Below are 24,176 nucleotides of genomic sequence, written 5' to 3'. Positions count from 1 at the left end.
TAATTTATTATTGTGAGGAGGACAAATATCCTTCGAAGCGATCTCAAATTTGAGCGAGATTACCACCCAACTTTGTCGGGATATGCTAAGATTCGAAATGATAGGGTGAATGGGGTTCCTATACCGACGCTCTGTATCATTTTAACACAGCGCGCAAAAGAATATAGACAATAGCCCTTATAGGTTATATTATAATGATTTAACTCTAATGATTTAATATTTAACTTCATGCATGAAAAGCGCGTGCGGTGGCGCTACTTTGAATGCAGCTAACTTTTCCCCTATATCGATCATTTCCGCGAAAATCTTATCTGGAAAGCGTCCGCGTTCACAGTCTATCATCGCACCAACGAGCGCGCGAACCATCTGATGTAAAAAGCGGTTGCCCTCAATAGAAAACTGAAACAGGCCCTCTCTTTCGCTCCACACCGCACCAAATATCTCACATTTAGGATTATCGGGAATAGATTTCTTAACTGCGAAAGGCGAAAAATCGTGTATGCCTAAAATACACCCAGCAAGTTCGTTCAATTTAACGATATCCGGCTTGTAATCGAGTTGTAGAGTGAAGTTGCGTGCAATAGGTTCTTTACTGAAGATAATTCGATACTCATAAACCTTGCTCTTCGCCGAAAATCTTGCAGAGAAACCATCGGCCACTACACTTATGCCCTTTATCGCAATATCAGCTGCGAGCATTCGGTTCATTCGATAACGAAGGTCTTCACATTCAAACCTGTCGGGCAGTTTTGTATTCGCCACTTGTGCCATAGCATGAACACCAGCGTCTGTTCTGCCTGCTCCTGTAATCGTAACGGGTATATCAAAAAGTTGTGTGAGACATTTTTCTATCTCGCCTTGAACAGTGCGCCTATCGGGTTGTATTTGCCAGCCACTAAAACAAGAGCCATCATATGAAATAGTAAAGCTATAATTCAACATGGAGTTCAAATTAATGATAAAGCTATTCTTGTCAAGTATTGGTGGAAAGCCGATGCTTACATGTCTCTTTCGCTTCGATATAAGAGAGAAATCTCCTGCATTTAAGCGTCATTTCCGAACTGATCGAGAATGAAGTAGGTCTTAGGAGGAATAATAATGTAGAATTATTAATAATATAAGGCGCGGACAACCGCGCCTTATATTAAATGGTAGCCCCAACGGGAATCGAACCCGTGTCGCAGGCTTGAAAAGCCTGTGTCCTAACCCCTAGACGATGGGGCCACACTAAAAAACATTTCAATGGGTGGGTGAGGGGATTCGAACCCCCGACATCTGGAACCACAATCCAGTGCTCTAACCAACTGAGCCACACCCACCATATTAGGGAGGAGTTTCGCTACTAATACTGTGGGATTGCGCAAAACAACCTGCGAAAACCCTCCCATATATAAAAAGAACAAAAATCACGCGTCTTTCATAAGCAACATGGGCAATAGAATATAATTCTTCTCCCTCGAAGTCAACATAATTCCTACGTTTTGCAAAATTTATCCTGAAATCCTAAGCAGACGCGTTTTTTTATCGAAGAAAATTATTTATAAATCTTTCGAAATTACTTTAAATACACTACTCGTTCCGTCGCTGTCTTTCCATCCGGTCGCTGAGCGGCGTCGTATTTCGCGCGAACGAGATAAACGCCGGAGCCGATTGCGGCGTCGGGTTGCCATGTGAATTCGCGATTCTTAGGGGCGAGGTCTCCTCGCCCGTTCGCCGTCGGGACGGGAGACCCGTCCCCTACGGTTCCGTCGTCGGGCAAACGCGCCACGCGCCGCCCAGCGAGGTCGAATATCTCTACCCGTAGAGGCACCTTTACGCCGTCGAAGGAGATTGTAACCGCCGAATTAAATGGGTTTGGATATGTGTAAATATAATTCGCGTCGGGAAGACTTGTTTGATCCTCGATATCGGCAAACGAAGTAATATCCATCGCATTGATACGCGCCCAAAGTCCGGTCACCCAGATTGTAGGATAATTCAAAAAAATATCTGTGCATTCGGAACCTAGCGAATAGTATCCAACTTCCGAAATATCAGAGGGATTGGAAATATCCAGCACCCTCATTCCAGAGTGTCCACAAGCAATAAATGCAAATATACCATCTATAGTTATATCGTGCACCGGATCGGGCGATTCCCAATAACCTATTTCCCTCAAAGAATCATCGATCCATTCCATCGCAAAAACACCTGAATTAGCCGCTAGATAGACTCTCCCCCACCTGTCGGTGCAAACCCCACGAAAAAACTCTTCCAAAGCGTAGTAATGGCCGATACTCAATGGAGCGGTAGGATCAGAGAGATCGACAACCGAAAGGCCATAATTTTTCTCTGCAAGATATGCCAGATTGCCAGAAATATCGAAACCGGAATAATCGAAAACCGTAGTGAATTCGCCTGTTAAGGAAGGCAAGGTCGGGTTCGAGGCGTCTAGGATAGTGAAACTTTCTCCATTAAGGAATATTGTATCACCTCTCGCCTCACATCTATAAACCCCCGATTCACTTTCATAGATTCCAACAACCGAAATCGCCGAGGGATCTTCTACGGATAAAATTCTGAATGCGCTATCCGAACATGCAACACCAATATAATCGTTTAATAGACATACACCTGTGGCGTTACCGGGGAGAAAAAGGTAACCCAATTCGTATATGTGTCCCGGATCTGAAATATCTAGTATTTGCAATCCGCCAGAGGAATTCGCTATGTATGCTCTATTTTCTGAAACAACTATATCCTCCGGTGATGTTGCAGTAAAGCGTCCGAGAAGGCTAACATCGAGACTATCAGCTGCATAAAGTGCAAAGCCAATAATTAGCAAAATCAATATTGTTTTCCTCATTTTTGATTCTCTTTTCCAGTTTTATAAAATGAAAATACAGCTATTCCAAGTAACAAAGCTAATATTGAGTGTATCGCGTTTGAATAGGGCAAAAATATAATCTCATAAAGCAGATCGAAGCTTTTGATTACACTAACAAAAGTAAATCCTTCACCATTCAGCGAGGCTATCCTAAAGGCCACAAGCATTAAGAGGAAAGCAGCTAAAACTAGCGAGGATATAATCCCGAATAATGCTAGTCGCTTAAAATTGATCTTTATCATTCGTCGAAAATCTCCCCGGTCATAGGGACAAAACGCACAGGAATACTATCATCGACCTCAATACCGTGCTCTGTTCGAGTAATGACTTTCAGAATCTGGTCATGTTTACCGACTGGAACGACCAGTTTCCCATAAACAGCTAGTTGTTCGATCATGGCCTCAGGTATCTTCTTCGGTGCCGCAGAAACGATAATCGCAGAGAATGGCGCTTCTTCCAGCCATCCGCTGGCGCCATCACCAAGACGCAAATGAACATTCTCATAATCTAAAGCGCTTATTTTCTCGACAGATAACAGCATAAGCTCTTTAACTATTTCAATAGTGTAAACCTGATCTGCTATCTCGGCTAAAACCGCCGCCTGATATGCACTTCCAGTTCCTATCTCGAGAACCTTGCTGTTTCGATCTATATGGGCTAACTCTACCATCAAGGCTACGATATAAGGTTGACTTATCGTTTGATTATAACCGATTGGCAAGGGACAATCCTCGTAGGCCTCTTTTCGCAAGGCCTTAGGCACAAACTTATGCCTCGGAACTTTTAACATTGCCGAGATGACCGCTCTATCGCTTATCCCTCTTGCCACGATAGTTCGTTCTACCATCGATTTACGTTCGCGTGTCATATTGCCATCAAAATGGATCATATCGAAATCTATTCGCTCTCTGAGGCACGGACACACGCCATTCTCAGCTCAGTAAGTAAATTTTCCATGACAAGTTTTTCCTGTTTGGAGAGATTTCCATCGGTTTTCTCTTGTAGAACACCAATGATGTCCACCAGATGTCTAGCAGAATTGATGTCTTTTTTCGCTTCGCCGGTTTCTGGATCGGCCGAGTATCCAAGCTGGTTTCGAACAAGCTCTCTAAGAAGAATCAAAAGATCATAAAATAGCATTCCCGATTCCGTTGATTTGATTCTTTCGTCGCTCATCTGATCCTCCGTTAAACTATTGGCATAACTCGCCATGATTTTTCTTCCAGCCTACGCATTTCTGCGCGATATTGATTAATAACTAGTTCAGCAAATTCAAGGGCTTTTACATTATAAGATTTCAAACCGCGAATACCATTATTTGCTTCGGAATCCAGATAAATGCCAAGATAAAACTTCGCCGATACCGGCGTGACGTTCGCAGATGTCACTGTAAGACGGTTCTCTCCATCAAAAAGGTCATCCCCAAGGCGAACTAAACGATTCTCCGTTTCTTCCATTCTATGAAGTAATTTTTCTTCCACTATTGAAAGCAAGATATATTGCCTCATCATCATCTCACGAATACTGCTCTGAAAATGCTCGATAACAAAATGAAGCATATCCGCTTGATATACGTCTCTGCAATGTATAATAGCTTCTATGTCCATCCACTTTTCGCTGGGAACATTAAAATTTCCTCTTAACGCGACTATGGAATCACCCAATAGCCCGAAATTCCGATAAGCCCAATGCGGAGCCATTTCTTCTCCAGTCAAATCTCTTGGAGTCGATAAAATTTTAAATTTCATATTCGTTAAACTCATTTTCTACTCCTCTATCGACGAACCTGATTCAGCTATATCGATAAGTTCAGCAGCTTGAAGACCAACAGGATCGTTTTTTCGTTTAGAGAGCTTTTTAAGTACTTTTAGGGTGCGGCCTCCACCGATATTGGCAAGTGTTTCAACTGCTAAACTCCTGATCTCATCGGACATTGCTTTTTTAAAAAGTCCCCCAGGTGCGCTTAGTTTAATCAATGGGTCAATCGCTTGAACAGCCTTCATATCTCCTAGCGATTTCATTGCAGCACGCACAAAAGAAGTATCTGGCAATCTGGATAATATATCCTTTTTATCTATATACTCGAGCAACATCGGGAGTTTATCTCTCATTCCCGACTCACCTAAACGCGATAAACCTTCGATTACCATTCTCGTATCCGATGATTCAAGCGCTCTTTCTAGAAGGCCAAGCCTGAGCTTTGCAGGAAAATCTTTTAACTTATCGAGAGCAGCATTACGCAAAACCTCATAAGGACTGAAAGCTAGTTCGGATAAACGGTTTTGAACACCAATATCATTCCTAAAGAATTCGGCTACGCTGATCAAAGATATAAGATCACTCGGCGAAAGGTCTTTAGCTAATGTCCTTGAGAACATTTTGACCCCACGTTCACCAATTTTATTGAGAATTACTGCCATAAGTTGCCGAGTTTTTAATTCTTCCTCATCCATTATACCATTGATACAAGCTTCGATGGATTCTTCGCCCTCCCGAATCAAATTCTGGACAGCTTTTGCTTTTTCTACTTTATTATCCGCTTCGAGCAACCCGATCCATGTTCTCATAGTTGAACCGATTACACCATGCCTTCCATGCTCTTGCTTTGAAGGGCTACTTTTAGCCTCTGAGACTTTCTCTTCAGCTTGTGGATGAGCCTTTAAACTCTGCTGTAAATTCTGAAATTGGGCAGTAACATTTAACTGGGGCTTCATCATACCCTGTGGCATAAATCCCCCCAGCTCTTTAAGAACATCAATAAGTTTATTTGTGGTTTCGTTACCCATTCCGCCGGACTGAAGGGCTTTGAGAAACTCCTCGCTCTCTCCTCTAAACTGATTGATTAAAGTATCTACTTTTGATACTATTTCCTTAGCTATCTCAGCCTGCTCCTCCTCGCTGGGCGCGGATCCAAGACGCACTGATTTATTCCCTTCAAGTTGTGAACTATGTGCTCCAACAGCCACATAAACGGTTTGATCGGGTTTGATATTCTTAAGTTGTTTTTCTTCAATAACTTCAGTCCATCTATCAACAACATCTTCTCGTGGTAATTTAAAGATCGAAATAAAATTTGTTAGTTCTTCAACACTTAAACCTTGCATAAATATAACACCATTTAAGTTATATCTGGATAATAACTTATTATATTCGGAAACAAGGTGTTGATCCTTACTGTCGGTTTGCGGTTCTTGAGCATTTATTAAAAGGGCATCTGGAGTTAGCGATAAACTTAATAATGGTGCTGATTGCAATAAATCAAAAATCTGCTTGTAAGTCTTAGAGATAGATTTGCGAACATTCTCGTTTTGTGGAGGATAGAAACGATAAGACTGAATAGCTATACGTAGGTCCTTCAAAGCCAGGAAGGCGTTCTGCAATTCCTCCGGACTAAGCTGCTTTTTACTGACCATATCGTCAACATATAGCCGACGGTGCAACATCCTACGAACAGCATCCGGTATTTGCGCTTGAGTTTGGCGGCTTCCCGAGGCCGAAAGGACCTCGACAGCTTTATCCCACCTTTCTGCTTCCTGGAAATGATAGGCCAACTTGTCCATGATTTCATCGAGGTGACCTTCATTAAGTTTCTTTTCTACCTCGGCGACCTTATAATGTATCTCTTTTCTATCTTCGGTGTTTATAAGGTTGTAGAATGCATTACGACTAGCATCGGAATGGAACGCATAATCTGACTCGCCCGAAAGATCTTCCTGAATAATATGCGCCCGACGAGCAGCTTCGAGAGTATCCTGGACTTCTTGCTCATCCTTTCCGATGATCTCAGATAAAACTTTAACATTAAAGTTTTCACCGATCACTGCAGCTCTGGAAAGAACTTTCTTATCTATAGAGGGAAGTGCTTCCGCGCGCTCTTCCGCGATCTCCTCGATAGACTCGGGGAGATTTTCCTCAGAAAAAACATCTACTTTCCAGTTAGTGCCATCATACTGTATAAGTCCTCGTTCGATAGCTAATTTGAGCAACTCCTCGACAAAAAGCGGATTGCCCCTAGTCCTCGCTAAAAGCGCATTAAGTGATACAGGCGGAATCTTGATGTGACCTGTGATCTGATATATAATCCCAGCTATAGCCAAGTCTCTGAGAGGAGATAACTCTGTTCTAAATACCTCTGAACTTTGTGCTATTTTTGGGATAGCGCGAACTAGAGCCGACAAGTTGCTTTCAGCACCACCTTCAGCCTGAGTAATTATCCCGAAAGCGAGATCTATCTTGCTATTAGAAAATTCAGAAACAAACGAATCGAGAAACTGTAAACTTGATTGATCAGCAAGATGGGCATCATCGATGACAATTAATACTCTTCCCCTACGCAAAAGACCAAAAAGAATCTTATTTAACGCCTTGAAAATAAGTGTATTCCGACCTTCCTGTTCACCAGGAGTTGTTGCCGCAGGGAGTGTATCTAGATTTGGGATACTCGAAGCAAGCTCCCTTCTCTCTGCCAAAGTGAGGGAAACAGCAATCTCTTTCAAAAGATCTTGGTCTCGATTGAGAGGGTCAGAAATAGCTTTGATCAATGGCGCATATGGATTATTCTGAGAAGGCATCCCTGTAGCATAAATAGTGCTCATTCCACGGTTTTCTGCGGATTTCTTAAGCTCTTGAAGAAGCCTCGTTTTACCCGAACCTCTTCCGCCACATACCAAAGCTATCTCCTGAATCGATTTGCTCCCGATTACTCGGTCAACAGTGTGGAGCTTAAGCTCAGTAAAAACCTCCTCGAAACCGACCATTTCATCGACAGGAAACAATGTCGATATATTCCCCGGGGCAACAAGCTTACCTTCATCCGGGTATGTGATTACCCTATTTTTACCAGAATCCTTAGCTGCATAAAGTGCCTCGTCAGCTCGTTTAAAGAGGCTTTCATACTCTTCTGCATCGTTTGGATAACTAGCAAGGCCAATACTTATTCTAATGGGTAGAGAAACGCCATCGCCTATGTCGACCTCGGCATCGTTTACCTTGCGAAGAAAACCATCGAAGAAGCTTTTCGCATTTGGTTTATCGATATTGTAAAGTATCGCTGCGAACTCATCACCCGCGTAACGGATAGGTATTCCACGTTTTGCTATATAATCGGCAATCATCTTACCAAAATTGGCAAGAAGTGTATCTCCAGCTTTATGTCCGTATGTATCGTTAACCTTCTTAAAGCCGTCCATATCCATCATTGCAAGGCAAAGGCTAACCCTAGCCTTTCGGGCGGCGCTGATATAGGCCGGTGCTCGATACTTCAAGAAACGGTTATTGCGAAGTCCCGTTAGTTCATCGGTAAATGCAAGCCGTTGATAAACTTCTGCAGAAGTCTGCTGAAATGCGGCCTGAGTTGTCAAGTTTTCTTGAATCTCATCCATTATACTGGCAATTTAATCATATTTCTTCTTTTACACAAGCATTCAATAGCTTTTCTATACTTAATATTCTGTTTTTTTTGAAGGTTAGGATCTCTAATAATTATATTTTGGGCTATTTGCCGGGCTATTTCAAGTAAATCTTTCATTTTCAAAGGTTCAGCGAAATCATATATCGGCATACCTGATTGCATAATATCGAATACATTTCCCTCACCACGAAACTCAAGATCAAGTTCGGCAATTTGGAAACCATCTCCCGTTTCTGAAAAAAGCTCGAGTTTATTCCTTTGTTTGGAATTTATGGAAGATCTAACTAACAAAATGCAAAAGCCTGGTTTCTGCCCTCTTCCGATCCTTCCTCTGAGCTGGTGAAGTTGAGCCAGTCCAAACAATTCAGGATTTTCAATAACCATGATTGTCGCTAAAGGAACATCGACACCCACTTCGATCACATTGGTCGAAACGAGTATCGGCTTCTCCCCCAACTTGAAGGAGTTAAAAATCCTATTCTTCTCATTATCAGAAACAGCACCGAATATCTTCGAGGTTTTCTCTGGAAATCTATTCTCGATTTCATTATAGGCACTATTTAGCGCATTGAAACCATCTCCATCAATCCTCGGGAAGACAATATAGGCTCTTTCATCGTTTTTTATCCTCATCTCGATGAAATCCCAGATAGCCGACCTCGAGATTTCATCTCGAATATAGGTTTTGAAGCCCGCGCGATCCTTCGGGAAACCCTCTAAAACTTGCAAATCAAGGTCACCGTAGGATGCAAGGGCCGATGTTCTCGGGATAGGAGTGGCCGTCATTAATAGAACATGAGCTCCCTGTTTATTCGACAGATTTATGCGTTGATTAACCCCAAAACGATGTTGTTCGTCAATAATAATCAAGCCGAGTTTTTTAAATTTCCTCTTTTTAGATAAAAGAGCTTGAGTCCCAATAACTATATCAACTTCGCCTTTAGAGAGTTTGTTTTCGAGTAAGATCGAGGTTGATGAACCGGTCAAAAGACCTACTCTCACTCCGTGACTACCTAGAATATTGTAGAAGAATTCCGCATGTTGCCCAGCTAAAAGCGTGCTGGGAACCATAAAGGCAACCTGCAAGCCGCTATCGATGGTTGCTGCAGCCATTAATAATGCGATAACTGTCTTTCCTGAAGCAACATCCCCGGAAAGAAGCTGTTGGGAACGACCCCCCTTAGTGGCTCTACTCATTAAACCACTGAGAGCAATATTCTGCCCTTGGGTAAGCTCGAATCCTAAAGACGCCTTAGCTGCATAAAATAGCTTTCCGGGTTTTAGAGGGATCGATGATGCATCTTCTGCAGATTCGTGTTTCCTCTTTGCAAATATAATCTGCTGAATAAGTATTTCATCGAAGGCCAGTCTCCTATTAGCGGAAGCCAGTTCCTCCCATGATACCGGAAGGTGAATAGTCGATATAGCCTTAATAAATGGCATTAAATCATTGTCTGCAAGTATCTCCCCTGAAAGGGGATCATCCAATGCTGCTATTCGTTCTAATGCTGACCCAATGATTTTCATTCGCGTGCGATAGCCAATTTTACATTCGCGAAGCCGAGTTGCATTAGGGTAGATGGGTATAAGAATCTCTCTGTCCTTACCCTCGATTTCAATATTGGGATGGGTGAAATTTAGCTTCCCTTTTATTATTTTGGATTTTCCCCAAATAAGCACAGGGCGACCCTTTTTTAGGTCCTTTTGGAAATAATGGGGTGGATTAAAAAAAATTACTTGAGCCTTGCCACTTTCGTCCTCAACTTCGAGAAAAAGCTTTTTTGCACGATAACTCGATGACGAAATAGTCCCGAATATCGTTGCATCGTCCCCAGAAATGACATCGGCAATTTGGACTGCTGTTTTCCGATGAATATATCGAATGGGAACACACTCCAACATATCTGCAACAGTCTTTATCCCAAGTTCCTCAAAAAGCGATACTCTTTTCGGTCCAACTCCAGGTAAAACAGATATGCCTTCATGGAGAATGTCTTTCTCTTTATATCTTAATTCCCACATAGTTTTGAATTTAAGCTTTCAATCTCAATAAATCAACAGCTATCCTAACTTTGCCATATGCGACCTACTTGAAAGTAATGGAAGCTTGCATTCAAGTATTCATTTAATCCTGTAATCTTAAGTCTTGCGTTGACAAACAACTCACAACTGTTTACTTTGAACCACTATGAGTAAACGCCCGAAAAAAAGATCGAAACTCTCGAACTGGATGTCAGTGCTGCGGTTTGGTAATACACTTGCTGCATTATTCTGCGTTGTTATTGGGTTTAAATTAAGTCAAACAGTCGAGACCGATGCACTGAACTGGGTATTAGCTTTAGCGACAACCGGTTTTATTTTCATGGGAGGAAATGCTCTTAACGACTATCTTGATCGCGAAATAGATAAATCAGCCCATCCATCGAGGCCAATTCCAGCAGGATTTTTAAAACCACAATCAGTTAAAAAAATTGCCTATTTGTTTTTTGGGGCTGGCATAATTCTTTCTATACTTACTGTTTTCCTCGGCTACCTTATTCCCGGACTAATCTCGTTGCTATCCGCTTTGATTTTAATTAGTTATGACTATTACTTAAAAAAAATTCCACTCGCTGGAAATATTACAATCGGGATTCTTGGTGCTTTAGTTTTCATCTACTCTGGCGCATTTACATCGATCTGTTTCAAACATATCTTCGCAGGTGTTTTTGCAATGCTATTTCATATAGCCCGTGAGATAGTTAAAGATATCGCCGATGCGCCATATGAAAAGGCTTTAGGTATAAAAACGCTACCCTCTAAAATCGGTTTAGAAAGGTCTTCTAAAATCTCATCGACACTTCTGATCCTCATTGTCCCGATTAGCATTATTCCATTCTTTTTGAAAATCTTCTCGATTTGGTATTTAGGTGTTGTTATCCTTTTCGCAGACCTTCCTATTCTACTGATTTCATGGATAATCCCGCAAAGCACTACTCCACGCAGAGCGGAGAAGATATCCCGCGACTTAAAATGGGTAATGCTTAGTGGATTATTTGCTCTATATATTGGAGGGATAACGAGTTGATAGCATTACTTCAAAGAGTAAATTCGGGTTCCGTTTCTGTGAATAGTGAAATTATATCACATATATATAAAGGCCTGGTAGTGTTTCTTGGGGTATTCGATGGAGATTCTTTTGAAGACGCAAAATTTTTAGCCGAAAAAACGGCCAATCTTCGCATTTTTGATGATTCCGAGGGAATAATGAACCTCTCTTTATTAGATTGTGGAGGCGAGGCTCTTTGTGTAAGTCAATTCACACTGTGCGCCAACGCAAGAAAGGGCAGACGACCAAGCTTCTCTTATGCAATGCCCCCAGAGCCTGCTGAAAAACTCTATAACTCGTTCTGCGAAGAACTCGCCCTAATCGGAATCACAACGCAAAAAGGACTTTTTGGTGCGCACATGCTTGTGGATATTAAGAACGACGGACCTGTCACAATAATACTAAATTCTAAAGAAACACGGAGAGGTAATTTGAAAAACAATTCATCAGCAAAGGAAGGGCGATGAGAAAAATCTTCCTTGCTTCGGAATCACCCAGAAGAGTGGAATTACTCACTCGATCGGGAATACCATTTATTAAAATTCCCCGCGAAAGGATCACAGAAGAACCTCCTTTCGATTCCAAATGCCCAGAAAAATATGCGATAGAATTGGCAAAATCAAAGGCTTTAAGCGCAATATGTGAAGAGAAAGGTTTAATCCTAGGTTGCGACACAATTGTAGTTTATAATGGGCTTTTGATGGAAAAGCCTCGCAATCCAGAGGAAGCCATAGAGTTTCTAACTATGTTACAAGACAATAAACACACCGTTTTTACAGGTTTGGCAATATTAGATAATTCGACGGGGCATATCGAATCGACATTTGAGGCAACGGATGTTCTTTTTTCAAAACTAACACCTGAAGAAATCAACGCATATGTTGACACCCGTGAATCTCTAGACAAAGCCGGCGCTTATGGAATACAGGAAAAGGGTGCGTTTTTTATTAAGGAAATACACGGCGATTATTTCAATGTTGTCGGGCTTCCGCTTTTCCGCTTGACAGTTCTACTTGAGAAGTTTAATATTTCAAGGTTATGTGTTATTTCTTATTAGCGCACTTAATCAGCATGGTAATTATATAAATATGAGGTTAAACATAGCTATATGAGAGAACTTGGTGAATATCTAAAGCAGATGAGAGAGGCTAAAGGTCTTAATCGCGAAGATGTATCAAAGCAAACAAGAATAGGTATCGATTTTATTGTAGCTCTCGAAGAGGGCGACTATTCGGTGCTCCCACCCGATATTTACATTCGCGGTTTCATCAAAAGTTATGGTGAGATTCTTGGCGCGGATATCGATGAACTCCTTTCAAGATATGAAACTGAAAAACCTAAACCAAAGGCGCGGCGTATATTCTCCGGCTTAGTTAAGGAACCGCCACCTTTTGAGTCACCTATACCAAAATCACGCACTACTAATAAGGTTTTAGTCCCAAAAAAGATTAAATTATCGAGAAACTCAGTAATTGCTATTACAGCAATATTCATTATCACTGTTGTTGTTATTTTGGTATTGATTAACCGGCATAATGATACGGCCCCAATTACAAACGTCACCGACGTTGTTGTTTCGGATTCATTGGGAAACATCGATAGACGTCTTGCGAGTTCGATGACAATCGAAGAGCTTTCTCAGGAGATCCGTCTTAAACTTGGGGATATCAACCCTGCATGGGCGCTTGGTAGAGCTGATTCCATGAATCTCGCTGTCGTGGCTCGCCAAAAAACATGGATACTTGTAGAAACCGATTATCATAGAGCATTTAAAGGTGATATTGAACATGGTGATACTATGCGTTTCACTGCGAAAAATGCATTCTTTTTAACTATGGGGGCTCCAAATATCATGCATCTGGAGATAAATGGTTTTGATTTAGGCGAATGGCCAGATCGGAACTACCCGATGGATCTCGATATAAACAGAGGAAATGTTCTTCAACTTCTTGAAGGTGCGGGACAAATCAGTCTCCCCCGACCACCACGCCCCAATATAATAGGTTCGTCGCAACCTGAAGTTGAAGATACCAATATTCAGCAACCTCAGATTATTACGAGGCGTCCTGGGACAAGTATTCTAAATGTAAACACCCCGCCTCCAGAAGGCCCCCCAATCACCGAATAGGAGAGTAGGCTTTTCATGGATTTCATGGGTTATACATACGAAGACGACACTTCACGCAAAAAATCCAAAAAAAGCGCCAAGAGAGAAGCTCCAATCTGGATGCGTCTAATTATCGGTATTTTTTCAATTTTTTTTCCGGGTTTAGGCCAAATCATCCAAAAAAAGCAAATGTTAGCTTTTGATATAGTTATTCTTTTAGGAGCTTCACTTTTGATCGGGCGTATGATTCTCATCAGAACTCATTTGGGAATCTGGACCCCTATATTAATGGCGGTTTTTTTACTCCTTCCTTCGATATTGTCGTTTGTGATGGTAGTCAAGTGTAAAACCTTGCCGGGCGATGCAGATACGGTTATTAGGAATATCTTTCTTTATGTATTCTTTTATTTGATAGCTATTGGCCCCTTCCATCTTATTAACGCGACTTTCGGTTTTAAAACATACAGATTTGAGATTGAAAACATTCATATGAATCCACTCATATTGCAGGGAGATGCTGCAGTCATCAACAGAGGGGCATATGGTTCAAAAACATTTGGTCATTCAAAGTCGGACACTATCAAGATTGGCGATATCGTTTATCATACACCGGTTCCAGAACAAGTAGGTGGAGATAATTCCTCAGTGCATCTTATTTTGGCGATTCATGGAGATACAATTAAAGCTAACGATGGCGAAGTCACTGTGAATTCTAAAAAAGCTATAACACCGGAAGAATACAAATATACCGGTCCTGAAAATTTCGGCCCTGTTGTGGTTCCAAAAACTCAGGTTTTTCTTGTCGATAACAGAGGTGTCTTTTTCCCATTTTACACAGATAATATTCATGGTAGGGTAATAAGCATTCTTTGGTCTCGCACAAATCGTGGGAGTTTTAGGTGGAATCGTTTTGGCCGTTCTATAGAGTCTCTCAACAAATCCTTTGTCATTATAGATACAACATCAGTAAATAATCCCGATTCAGCGATAATAGTTGATTCTCTTATTTCTATAGAAGATACAATTTCTGTTTCAAACATATCTTTAGAATAGTATTCCTCTTGCTATATAACGAATTATATATATTTATATAAACCATTAATTTATATAAATGGAGTTAACTAAATGCACTATAGATTAATAAAGCATCTATTTATTTATTTTCTGTTTTTAATTTTAGCTATTGCGCATCCAATATTTGGCCAAAATGATGTTTTTATTGGGATTAGTTACAGCCCAAGCCAGGACACTAACCAAATCGAATTAACTCAAATCGTCAAGCATTCTCCGGCGAGCATTTCGGGGCTCGAGGTTGGAGATATTCTCCTTTCTATCGATGAAGTCTCGATCACATCAAGGGAATCTCTCGGCGATTTCTTAGAGACAAAATCGCCCGGCGATAGAGTAAAACTCAATATTCTTCGTTGCAAAAAGGAACTTAAGATCGACCTAATCCTCGGAAAACGGAGTGACTTTCTAATATCGATGAAATCCGGCGGAAGAGAGACCTTTCCAGTCGATGCAGATTCGATTATTCCCCATTGGAGACAGGATAGTATAGTTTCCATTTTTTTGAATGGAATTCATGAGGCGGATTTAGATACAATTTACAATAAGCTCACCAGTTCATTTCGCACAGAATTCGAAAACTATAGCGGATTTTATACCCTGGATCATGTAGCAGCTGTGATGCTCGATCCTGCAAGTTGTTTGCCTTCTGCTTCCGATGTGATAGAGAAAATTTCCATCGACCATAAAACACCATCCAATTTTTTACGCGGAACCTTCGATATTCTTGATCTCGGCACACCAGACACCCTTTCTCGCTTTACAATTTCTTCGCTAGATAAACTAATTGCTGTAATCGAGAGAGCAAATTCACTTGTTGACAGCGCTTTTTTGGGGCTGTCAACCGATGAACTTCAAGAAGTTGCCGATCACATTCCTTTTCTGCTCGAGACATTCTGTCAAACCGTCTATATCCACAACGATGAAAACGAAGAGCTTGTCGATGGATATTACAAGCTTATCGAATCGACCAAAAAGATCGATTATGAAAAACTACTTTCCGCAGGAGAGCTTATTTGCAGTCTTTATGATATGGATTTACAAGGTATATTATCTGGCTTTTCAGGTGGAGAGGGAGCAGATATCGAAAAGGATATTCTTTTGGATAAACAGATAATAGTTTCAACCATAGACTCATCCGGTCAAGGTTCATCTGTTTTTGCCAGAATGATAATCACAGGCCGAAAGGGAATGACATATTCTCAGGAGGCAGCTATTTGGATAGACCTCGGTGGTGATGATACATATTTGGGTTTCTCCGGTGGCACGCCATACACAATATATGACAATACAACACATAAATTTGCTACAGGACGTGTCGGCCTTCACATAGACCTCGGCGGTAATGATAAATATATTCGCAACACTCCAGGCGGTATCGGTGCAGGATTATGTGGTATAGGATGTCTTATAGACCTTCAGGGCAACGACCTTTACTCGGGTTCGCGCTTAACTCAAGGATCATCGTTTTGTGGAATTGGAATACTCATAGATGACGACGGCTCGGATACTTATCTTGCTCAAGAATGCGCTCAGGGATTCGCCGCTTTCGGTATGGGGCTTCTTTTCGATAAAGCGGGAAACGATATTTATACTGGAGCTCGATACTGTCAGGGAGTAGGTTTAACGAAGGCCTTAGGCGCTTTAATCGATGTTTCTGGCAATGATCGCTATATTGCTTCATTCAAACATCCAAACGGTTATGGAAATGAAAATTCTTGGGATGGTTGGAGTCAAGGAGTAGGAATGGGCTTTCGTTCTGTCTCGGCTGGAGGCATCGGTGTTTTGTGTGACCGAGCCGGCAATGATCATTACGAAGCCGGCAATTTTTCCCAGGCCTGTGGATACTTCTTCGGCATGGGCATCCTCGATGACATCGGTGGCAACGATGTTTATATTGGGAATCGCTATGTTCAAGGCGCGGGTGCACATCAGGCTTGTGCGGTATTTCGAGACCATTCCGGTAATGATCTATATACAGGCAATGAAGCAGTGAATCAGGGAGGCGCGTGGGATATTGTCTCAGCATGGTTCATCGATGATTCGGGCGACGATGAATACAACGGAACTTCGCTTTCACAGGGTGGAGCCTCTCAAAGTGCGCTTGCTGTGTGTATCGATCTCGATGGCACTGATATATACCGATCGACTGGAACTTCCAACGGCTCTGGTGGAGGTTTGGATTATCATGGTGATTATGATGATAGAAATATCGGTGCCCAAATTGATTTAGGAGATCATATCGATGATTATTCTAAAACTGGAGGGAAACGCAAGAATAATAAAATAATCTTGCCCGATGATGATGATAAAAAGGAAACAGGCGATGGATTTTTTATTGATCGCTGATTTGGATTTATTGATCTTCCTGAAGTTCTTCCATCCTGCGTTCCATACCCACTTTGAGCTTTTTCTCGACATCACGAGCCTTTTGGGTATGCCTTGCGGGTTTTCTTAAACCATCGGTATTTTTCCAGTTTCTAAGGTCGTCCTCTATTTTTTCAATATCGCCTAAGTGATTCATCTCGAGAACGTCCCGATGGTCGTCATTATCTATATTGCCTATGGCAGTAATCTTAAAATTATTGCTAGGTGTCATGGAAATGGAGTATGAATATTTTTCATCACGAGGAATAAATCCCAATTCCGCCTTATTATCAGTATATCTGCCGTTCTCAGCTAAGAATCTCATTTCGGCATTCAGAATTCCTTTGAGATTTGAATATGCTATCGCCCTTTTCGATGCAGCTAAAGCCTCTTCGGGTTTGGGCTTATAGTTTTCGTCCCCATAGTAATCTTCGGCCCATTGCTTTCGTCCGATTTCCCTTTGCGCCTCGATCTCAGCATTTTCTTCCTTTTCGGATTTTTTCGAGCTACAGGAAAGAACAAGCGTCAAAGCAAGCATTATTAGTAACATAGATTTGATTTTCATAGATTTCTCCTTTGTTTTGGTAATTATTATTCTTAATATTTCTAAAGTCAATGCCTTTATCGCTTTAATACCATCGTATATTTGGAAGCATAAGTTCTCTTAAAAGGTTAGTGAAGAAGAAATTAAATAACCCCGAGGAATAAGGCTGGCGCGAAATCTGCGGTTATTTTAGTTTAATATGAAAAAGAATTGGCTACATTTTCTTTTATTCGCTCTAACGGTGGGAACAACCTCTCTGGCTGGTGCTCTCATGACAGGCAACGAACCGGAGTTGAGTCTCGCTTTTGTCCTCAGTGGCTTGCCCTTCTCGGCGTCTTTATTGGGTATTTTGGGAATTCACGAACTTGGACACTACTTCGCAAGTCGATACCATGGTGTAAACGCAACCCTCCCTTATTTCATTCCTTTTCCGACTATAATTGGGACATTTGGAGCATTCATAAAGATAAAATCCGCTATTCCCGACAGGAAAAGCCTTTTCGATATTGGTTTTGCCGGCCCTGCTGCTGGTTTTATTGTGGCCATTCCGATATTGCTAATCGGCCTTTCTATGTCAGAGATTAAACCCATTATCGAGGTGGCCGAAGGGCAATTCTCTCTTGGAAGTTCTTTAATAGTATGGCTTTTCGAGAAACTAATTCATGGAAACCTGCCACCGAACTCTCAATTAATGATACACCCGGTTGGTTTCGCTGGGTGGATAGGCCTCTGGGTTACCAGTATCAACCTCCTCCCCATCGGCCAACTTGATGGCGGCCATATTGCTTACGCCGCCCTCGGTAATAAGGCATATCGGCTTGCTCGCTGGGTTTGGATTGCCCTTTTACCATTAGCGATACTATGGCCTGGATGGCTGATTTGGGGATTGGTAATATTCTTCGTAATCAGGCTTAAACACCCACCCACTATCTACGATTGGATACCCATCGATAAAAAACGACGCTTGCTTTCGGTTGTTGCCCTTATCATTTTTGTTATTACATTCACTCCTAAGCCTTTCGGGACTGTGTTTTAGTTTTCTGTTTTAAAACATCGTTAACAATCCCCTCAACAATTTGGGTGGAATATCGATTCGATTTACCTATATTTATATAATTGATTATTTGTTCAATTGAAGGAATTCTATGAAAAAGGTTATTTTTCTAATATTCGTCGCATCTCTTTGTGTTCTCGCACGAACACCAGAGGAAAAAAGCGGGACTTATGCTATAATGAAAGCCTTTAAGGAAGGCCGCATTTCCTCCATTTCAACCTATGAAATTATGCGCCCCTCCCTGCCACATTCTTTCGATACACCTGAAGGGCATTTTAAGATACATTATGACCTTTCTGGCTATAATGCTGTGGATTCGGTTGGATATGTTTACAAAATTGGGCGCTATCTCGAAGATTCCTGGTCTTTCTATATGGATTCTCTCGGTTATATTCCTCCGCCTTCCGATGGCACCGAAGGCGGCGATGGTAAATACGATATTTACCTTCGCGACCTCGATTGCTACGGTCAAACCTGGCCTGGAGATGATGGGCCTCAGCCCTGGTCAGACTGGACAAGTTACATCGATATCGAAAACGATTTCGATGGCGTATATCCCAACGATGACCCAGAGGGCCCGGTCGCCGGTGCTATGAAGATAACCTGCGCTCATGAGTTCCATCATGCAGTTCAATTTGGTCTAAGGGGAACATCTGGTGCTTGGATTGCGGAATTAACCAGTGTTTATTATGAAGAGAGGTGTTATCCGATGGTCAACGACTATATTTGGCTTATCGAGTATCTTACGTCCAACCCAGAGCAACCACTCGACTGGGAGGCCGGTTATCACATGTATGGTCTCGGCCTTTTTAGCCAGCATATAGCAAACGAGTTCACTGACGGCTTTCTTACCCATGTTTGGGATACAATGCGTTACCTCGAGGACTGGGATGCTCTAGTTGCTACGAGTTACCTTTTTTCCACCAGCCTCGAGGAACTTTATTCGGAATTCGCAACCTTATCGCTACTTATCGGTTCCAGAGATGCTGGTTATTTCGCCGACGGCCCAGCGTTTGCTGACATGCGCATAGAAAACACACACAATTCATATCCTACCGGCGGTTCTACTAGTAACAGGCCTTATGGTTTCGGGGCAAACTACATCGAGTTCACCGATTTTCCTATCGAAGATATTGACCTTACGATATCTTTTCATGGTGAGGCGAGCACAAACTGGTTCGTTAACGGGGTTTGGAAATCCGGCGACTCATCTTTTGTAATCGAAGGTGTTTGCTGGGATACTGCCGGCACTATTGTTATTCCCCTTGTCAATCGCGCGGATTTCGTTGGTCTATCCGTCATTCCCACTGGTGATACTCGTGTAAGATATATATACTCATACACTGCCGATGTAGGCGCAACAAGAATAGATGAAAGAGAATTTCCGAACATGGTTTCGATAAAAATATCTCCCAATCCCTTCAATTCTATTTGTGTTATAGAGGCAAATGCCAATGAAATAGAGATTTATGACAATACTGGAAAATCTATTAACTCGATGATATTGAAAAATGGCCGGACTTCATGGGATGCTAGAGACAACGAAGGTTCCCCTGTTCCCTCGGGTATATACTTTATCAAAACCGAAGGCAGTCTGGCGCATAGAGTTGCGTTTATAAAGTAAGATAATTTTATGAACAAAAATCCCCTGAACATTGCCTTTCTCTGGCATATGCACCAACCGGTTTACACTCCACCCAACTCTAATGTTGCACTCTGCCCATGGACACGCCTTCACGCTATAAAGGATTACCTCGACATGCCCCTTTATTGCGAGGAGACAGGCTTCCCGGCGACTTTTAACCTTGTTCCGTGCTTAATCGACCAACTTGAGAAATATACTTCCGGCGAATTAAGTGACGAGCACCTCGAATTGACGAGCAAACCCATTGAAGAGCTTACGCAAGATGATAAACAACAAATACTTCGAGGCTTTTTCTCGGTTAATAAAGATAATCTTATTTCAAGATTCCCTCGGTATTTAGAACTTCGCAAAAAATATGGTTTTCTTCAAAACAACGAAATCGAGGAAATAGTTAATTTAATACCAACTGAGGATTACCTCGATTTAACTATCCTTTTCAATCTTGCATGGTTCGGAGAACATCTTCGAGAAGATCGTGAAGTCAAAAAAATTCTCGCCAAAGGGCGCGGTTTTACGCTGGAAGAAAGAGATGTCGTAATCAAAAAACAAATCGAATGGATTGGCAAAACACTCGATACATATAGACGCCTTTGGGATGAAGGGATCATCGACATCTCCTTCAGCCCCTATTATCATCCGATATTGCCACTTCTTTGCGACACAAAAAGCGCTATCGAAGCTAATTCATCGAGTTCCCTTCCGGAAAACTCGATGGAACACCCCGATGATGCAAAGGCTCAAATTCTCCGCGCTATTAGCAAATTCGAGAAGACCTTCGGACGGAAACCATTCGGTATGTGGCCCAGCGAGGGAAGCGTCTCCGAGACGATGCTCGGTTTGTTATCGGATCACTCTATTGAATGGATAGCAACAGACGAGGCCATACTTAACAAGTCGATTCGCGACACAACCGTCGATGGTTTCCGCGCTCGCTACCTTCCATGGAAATTAGCCGGGACAGGAGCCAAGACATCTATCATTTTCCGCGACCATAGGCTTTCTGACAAAATCGGTTTCGATTATTCCAGAATCACTCCTTCAATAGCTATAGACGACTTCATCAGTAAGCTAAAATCGATTCGAGATGGATTACCAGAGGATGGGGAATACATTGTAAATATCATTCTCGATGGTGAAAACGCTTGGGAATTCTTTCCCTCTAACGGCCGCGAATTTCTTATTGGATTATATAGACGCATTCTTTCCGAAGATTGGTTGAAACCTGTAAAAATTAGTGATTTCATAAAGAATCATCCACCGCGAAACGAGATCAGCACCTTAGCTTCCGGAAGTTGGATAGATGGTGACTTCGGAACATGGATAGGAAATCCCGAGAAAAACAGAGCCTGGGACGAACTCATTCTTGCACGTAAAGCGATAGAATCTTCACCCAACGAGCTACTTCGTTCTGAAGCGATTGAACATCTATTTGTTGCAGAAGGCTCTGATTGGTTCTGGTGGTTTGGAAGAGGTATTAATAGCTCTTCAGTTATTGAATTCGATATACTATTCAGGGAGAGGCTATCGGCTGTTTATCGTTCACTAGATTTACCGATGCCGGAATCGCTGGATACCCCAATAATTCATATGCAGATTGAAAGCCCGTTTAGTAAAAAGCCATTTGCTTATATTCATCCTCGCTTTGACGGTAAACGCACGAATTTCTTTGAGTGGCAGGGCGCAGGCCTTTTCGAAAACAAGGGTTTTTTTGGTGCTATGCACAGTAGAACATCATCCTTTGATATTGCGAGGATATATTACGGTTTCAATAAGGAGTATTTTTTCCTCCGGATCGATCCAGATGATAATCAAGAAACTAAGAACTTTGATGAGATCAAATTCACTATCGAAATCTCAGCAAGTTCATGTTTACGAATAATCGTAGGACCGAAAATCGAGTGTTTTAAAAAGGTTGGAACTAAAAATCAATGGAAGCGTTTGAATATAAACATCGAAGCCGCAGTGGATGAAGTGATAGAACTAGGAATTCCCCTTAAGGAAATAACCACGGCTGAAAATAAAATTCTCAATTGGAACATAGCCACAAATGTTAAAGGCAAGTTGCGTGAAAAATATCCAAAAAACGGTTATTTCGAGGTTTCCATACCAAAAGAGGATTTTGAAGCTGAAAACTGGATGGCATAATGTCTATTAAAGAAAGAGCAAAAGTAGTAGAGATAAGAGGTGAGAATGCTTCTGTTCGAGTAATTTCCACGGATTCGTGTTCCGATTGCTCTGAAAAGGATAGCTGTATCCTCTCAAAAAAGCGACAAGGGGATATGGAGATAAGGAATATGCTGAATGCCCAAAAAGGTGATACTGTGGAGATAGAATTAACCAGCGGGGCTTATCTCGGGCTAGGTTTCTTGGTTTTCATAGTCCCTATCATATCTTTAATAATCTTCTATCTCATTGGTTACTATACTATTGGACAAACTGCAGGGGTCATTTTTGCCTTCTTAGGATTATCGGCTGGCATGCTGGTTGCATTTGTTTTAAGCAAAGGTAAGGGAGCTGAGAAATTCAAATATAAAATGATAGGCAAAATTGAAAATCCCGACAATTTGTAGAATTTTAGGTTGACTCTCTACTTCCAAGCTCTTATAGTATGCAAATTATATTTTGAAGCGAGGACAAATCCATGAAACAAGTGATAAAGAGGTTTTTAGAAATTATCTTGGCAACGTTGTTTCTTATTTTGTCATTACCTTTATTCCTTATCGCAAGCATTACCGTTCTTTTAGACTCCCCCGGTCCTCTGATTTTAAAGCAAAAACGCGTCGGTAAAAACAGACGCGTTTTTCGTTTGTATAAACTCAGAACAATGAAAAAAGGCGCCAATGGTAATTGGCCCATGCATACACAGGTTAATGACCCGAGGTTTTCACCGATATGTAGGTTTATCCGATCTACCTGCATCGACGAGATACCCCAGCTTATAAACATAATAAAAGGTGAGATGGCTTTCATCGGCCCGAGACCGGAAAGAGCTCCGATAGTTGAAGCCTATACAAAAAGGCAACTCGATATATTGGGTTTCACGCCGGGCTTGTTCGGCATATCACAACTAGTTTTTAGAGAAGGCGTTGTTGTTGCTGAAAAAATAGCCCTCGAACTTAAATATTATGAAAGTAGAACTATCTTTAGCGATATAAAAATATTAATATACACACCATTAGTGCTTTTGTCTCACATGGCAGGCAAGGTTAGACCGAATAGATTTTCGACAAACCACCATCATGCCTGGCTCGAGAGGGCGATATTGGGCGAGAGGGTTATTCTTTAATCTGTCGGTATCCCTGCGAGATTCTATAGTTCGGGGGTTATTATGCCCCCATTTTTTACATAGGATAGCAAATTGACTGAGTTATTCTTTTCTTTTTCACTGGCAGTATGGCTTACGGCGTTATTTTTAGCGTCGGTCTTAACCTATTTTTCATATAGGATAACTAACCCACCTCTTGGTAGGTTAAAAAAGGCGTTTCTTATCGGCCTGCGATTTCTGGCTTTCTGTGCTATTTTTCTTATGATAATCGAGCCTCTTTTTGTCTGGATTGGCTCCCGCGAGATAGAACCCAAAGTGGTCATTCTTTGGGATAATTCCCAAAGCATGTCACTCGATGATAAACTTGGCGACCGAGAGGCCGTTCTTAAAGAGATAGATAATTCGAAGACCGTGTCGATTATTCGGTCTTCACATGATGTCGAGGAATACATTTTCTCGGATTCAATAGAAAAGAGAAATAACGAATTCACGTTTGAGGGCGAAGCTACAGCTTTAGGTGATGCTATATCTTATTTCCGTCGAAACGATGACGAAACTCCAATAGGGGCCATGATCATCGTTTCCGATGGTCAAGCTAACGCTGGCGAGGATCATCTTGGAGCTTCCTACCGCTCAGGATTTCCAATTTACACGATCGGTATAGGCGATCCCACTCCACCGAGAGATATTTCGGTTCGGCAAGTGACAGCACAAAAACAGGCATTTGTGGGGCAGAATTTCCCTGTTATAGCAACTATCAGC

The 24,176-nt window shown here is 41.7% G+C and carries 21 protein-coding genes and 2 tRNA genes; 12 read left to right on the top strand and 11 right to left on the bottom strand.

The features are described from left to right. Nucleotides 1-213 precede the first annotated feature (213 nt). The 10 genes from truA to KAH81_01625 all read right to left on the bottom strand — a co-directional run bounded on the left by truA (nt 214) and on the right by KAH81_01625 (nt 10,298). Nucleotides 214-942 (bottom strand): tRNA pseudouridine(38-40) synthase TruA, encoded by a 729-nt coding sequence (gene truA, locus KAH81_01670; GenBank protein MCK5832355.1) that lies wholly within the window; start codon nt 940-942, stop codon nt 214-216. Between the two features lie 207 nt (nt 943-1,149). Next, nucleotides 1,150-1,224: transfer RNA gene (locus tag KAH81_01665), tRNA-Glu, on the bottom strand. A gap of 21 nt (nt 1,225-1,245) precedes the next feature. Continuing rightward, nucleotides 1,246-1,319 (bottom strand) — tRNA-His (locus KAH81_01660). 236 nt (nt 1,320-1,555) lie between these two features. Further along, complete coding sequence (locus KAH81_01655; GenBank protein ID MCK5832354.1) at nt 1,556-2,845, bottom strand: hypothetical protein; 1,290 nt, start codon at nt 2,843-2,845, stop codon at nt 1,556-1,558. Beyond that, entirely contained in the window at nt 2,842-3,108 is a 267-nt protein-coding gene (locus KAH81_01650) for a hypothetical protein (GenBank protein MCK5832353.1), read from the bottom strand. Before KAH81_01650 ends, KAH81_01655 begins: the two co-directional genes overlap by 4 nt. After that, nucleotides 3,105-3,734 (bottom strand): protein-L-isoaspartate(D-aspartate) O-methyltransferase, encoded by a 630-nt coding sequence (locus tag KAH81_01645; protein MCK5832352.1) that lies wholly within the window; start codon nt 3,732-3,734, stop codon nt 3,105-3,107. Before KAH81_01645 ends, KAH81_01650 begins: the two co-directional genes overlap by 4 nt. Nucleotides 3,735-3,763: 29 nt before the next feature. Next, nucleotides 3,764-4,042: a DUF1844 domain-containing protein gene (locus tag KAH81_01640; GenBank protein MCK5832351.1), complete on the bottom strand. Its 279-nt coding sequence runs from the start codon at nt 4,040-4,042 to the stop codon at nt 3,764-3,766. An 11-nt stretch (nt 4,043-4,053) separates the two neighbouring features. After that, the gene (locus KAH81_01635) at nt 4,054-4,629 is read right to left on the bottom strand and encodes a DUF366 family protein (GenBank protein MCK5832350.1); all 576 of its coding nucleotides are present in this window, start codon (nt 4,627-4,629) and stop codon (nt 4,054-4,056) included. Nucleotides 4,630-4,632: 3 nt separating this feature from the next. Continuing rightward, nucleotides 4,633-8,247: a diguanylate cyclase gene (locus KAH81_01630; GenBank protein MCK5832349.1), complete on the bottom strand. Its 3,615-nt coding sequence runs from the start codon at nt 8,245-8,247 to the stop codon at nt 4,633-4,635. Then, nucleotides 8,247-10,298, bottom strand: a complete 2,052-nt coding sequence (locus tag KAH81_01625) for an ATP-dependent DNA helicase RecG (protein MCK5832348.1) — start codon at nt 10,296-10,298, stop codon at nt 8,247-8,249. The genes KAH81_01630 and KAH81_01625 overlap by 1 nt, the downstream gene beginning before the upstream one ends. 166 nt (nt 10,299-10,464) lie before the next feature. Between KAH81_01625 and KAH81_01620 the strand changes: the two genes are divergently transcribed. The 6 genes from KAH81_01620 (at nt 10,465) to KAH81_01595 (ending at nt 16,888) form a co-directional block, all read left to right on the top strand. Next, complete coding sequence (locus KAH81_01620; protein MCK5832347.1) at nt 10,465-11,343, top strand: UbiA family prenyltransferase; 879 nt, start codon at nt 10,465-10,467, stop codon at nt 11,341-11,343. Then, complete coding sequence (gene dtd / locus KAH81_01615; GenBank protein MCK5832346.1) at nt 11,340-11,831, top strand: D-tyrosyl-tRNA(Tyr) deacylase; 492 nt, start codon at nt 11,340-11,342, stop codon at nt 11,829-11,831. The genes KAH81_01620 and dtd overlap by 4 nt, the downstream gene beginning before the upstream one ends. Next, nucleotides 11,828-12,421 carry a septum formation protein Maf gene (maf, locus tag KAH81_01610; GenBank protein MCK5832345.1) on the top strand — a complete coding sequence of 198 codons (594 nt, stop codon included), beginning with the start codon at nt 11,828-11,830 and terminating at the stop codon, nt 12,419-12,421. The genes dtd and maf overlap by 4 nt, the downstream gene beginning before the upstream one ends. Nucleotides 12,422-12,472: 51 nt before the next feature. After that, the gene (locus tag KAH81_01605) at nt 12,473-13,492 is read left to right on the top strand and encodes a helix-turn-helix domain-containing protein (protein ID MCK5832344.1); all 1,020 of its coding nucleotides are present in this window, start codon (nt 12,473-12,475) and stop codon (nt 13,490-13,492) included. A gap of 15 nt (nt 13,493-13,507) precedes the next feature. Then, entirely contained in the window at nt 13,508-14,524 is a 1,017-nt protein-coding gene (locus KAH81_01600) for a hypothetical protein (protein ID MCK5832343.1), read from the top strand. 72 nt (nt 14,525-14,596) lie between these two features. After that, complete coding sequence (locus tag KAH81_01595; GenBank protein MCK5832342.1) at nt 14,597-16,888, top strand: PDZ domain-containing protein; 2,292 nt, start codon at nt 14,597-14,599, stop codon at nt 16,886-16,888. Nucleotides 16,889-16,895: 7 nt separating this feature from the next. Here KAH81_01595 and KAH81_01590 read toward each other — a convergent pair whose 3' ends face one another. After that, nucleotides 16,896-17,471: a hypothetical protein gene (locus tag KAH81_01590; protein ID MCK5832341.1), complete on the bottom strand. Its 576-nt coding sequence runs from the start codon at nt 17,469-17,471 to the stop codon at nt 16,896-16,898. Between the two features lie 178 nt (nt 17,472-17,649). Between KAH81_01590 and KAH81_01585 the strand changes: the two genes are divergently transcribed. The 6 genes from KAH81_01585 to KAH81_01560 form a co-directional block, all read left to right on the top strand. Further along, on the top strand, nt 17,650-18,486 hold the full coding sequence (locus KAH81_01585; protein MCK5832340.1) for a site-2 protease family protein: 837 nt from the start codon (nt 17,650-17,652) through the stop codon (nt 18,484-18,486). A 109-nt stretch (nt 18,487-18,595) separates the two neighbouring features. Further along, the gene (locus KAH81_01580) at nt 18,596-20,128 is read left to right on the top strand and encodes a T9SS type A sorting domain-containing protein (protein ID MCK5832339.1); all 1,533 of its coding nucleotides are present in this window, start codon (nt 18,596-18,598) and stop codon (nt 20,126-20,128) included. Nucleotides 20,129-20,137: 9 nt separating this feature from the next. Further along, nucleotides 20,138-22,294, top strand: a complete 2,157-nt coding sequence (locus KAH81_01575) for a glycoside hydrolase (protein ID MCK5832338.1) — start codon at nt 20,138-20,140, stop codon at nt 22,292-22,294. Continuing rightward, entirely contained in the window at nt 22,294-22,719 is a 426-nt protein-coding gene (locus KAH81_01570) for a SoxR reducing system RseC family protein (GenBank protein MCK5832337.1), read from the top strand. The genes KAH81_01575 and KAH81_01570 overlap by 1 nt, the downstream gene beginning before the upstream one ends. 71 nt (nt 22,720-22,790) lie before the next feature. Beyond that, complete coding sequence (locus KAH81_01565; GenBank protein MCK5832336.1) at nt 22,791-23,435, top strand: sugar transferase; 645 nt, start codon at nt 22,791-22,793, stop codon at nt 23,433-23,435. A 72-nt stretch (nt 23,436-23,507) separates the two neighbouring features. Beyond that, nucleotides 23,508-24,176 (top strand): hypothetical protein (locus KAH81_01560; GenBank protein MCK5832335.1); only part of this gene is annotated, 669 nt, incomplete at its 3' end.

The organism is bacterium, from assembly GCA_023145965.1.
In the GTDB taxonomy this organism is placed as follows: Bacteria; UBP14; UBA6098; order UBA6098; family UBA6098; genus UBA6098.
The sequence above is the reverse complement of the archived record's forward strand: the minus strand, read 5'-3'. Positions and strand labels throughout refer to the sequence as shown.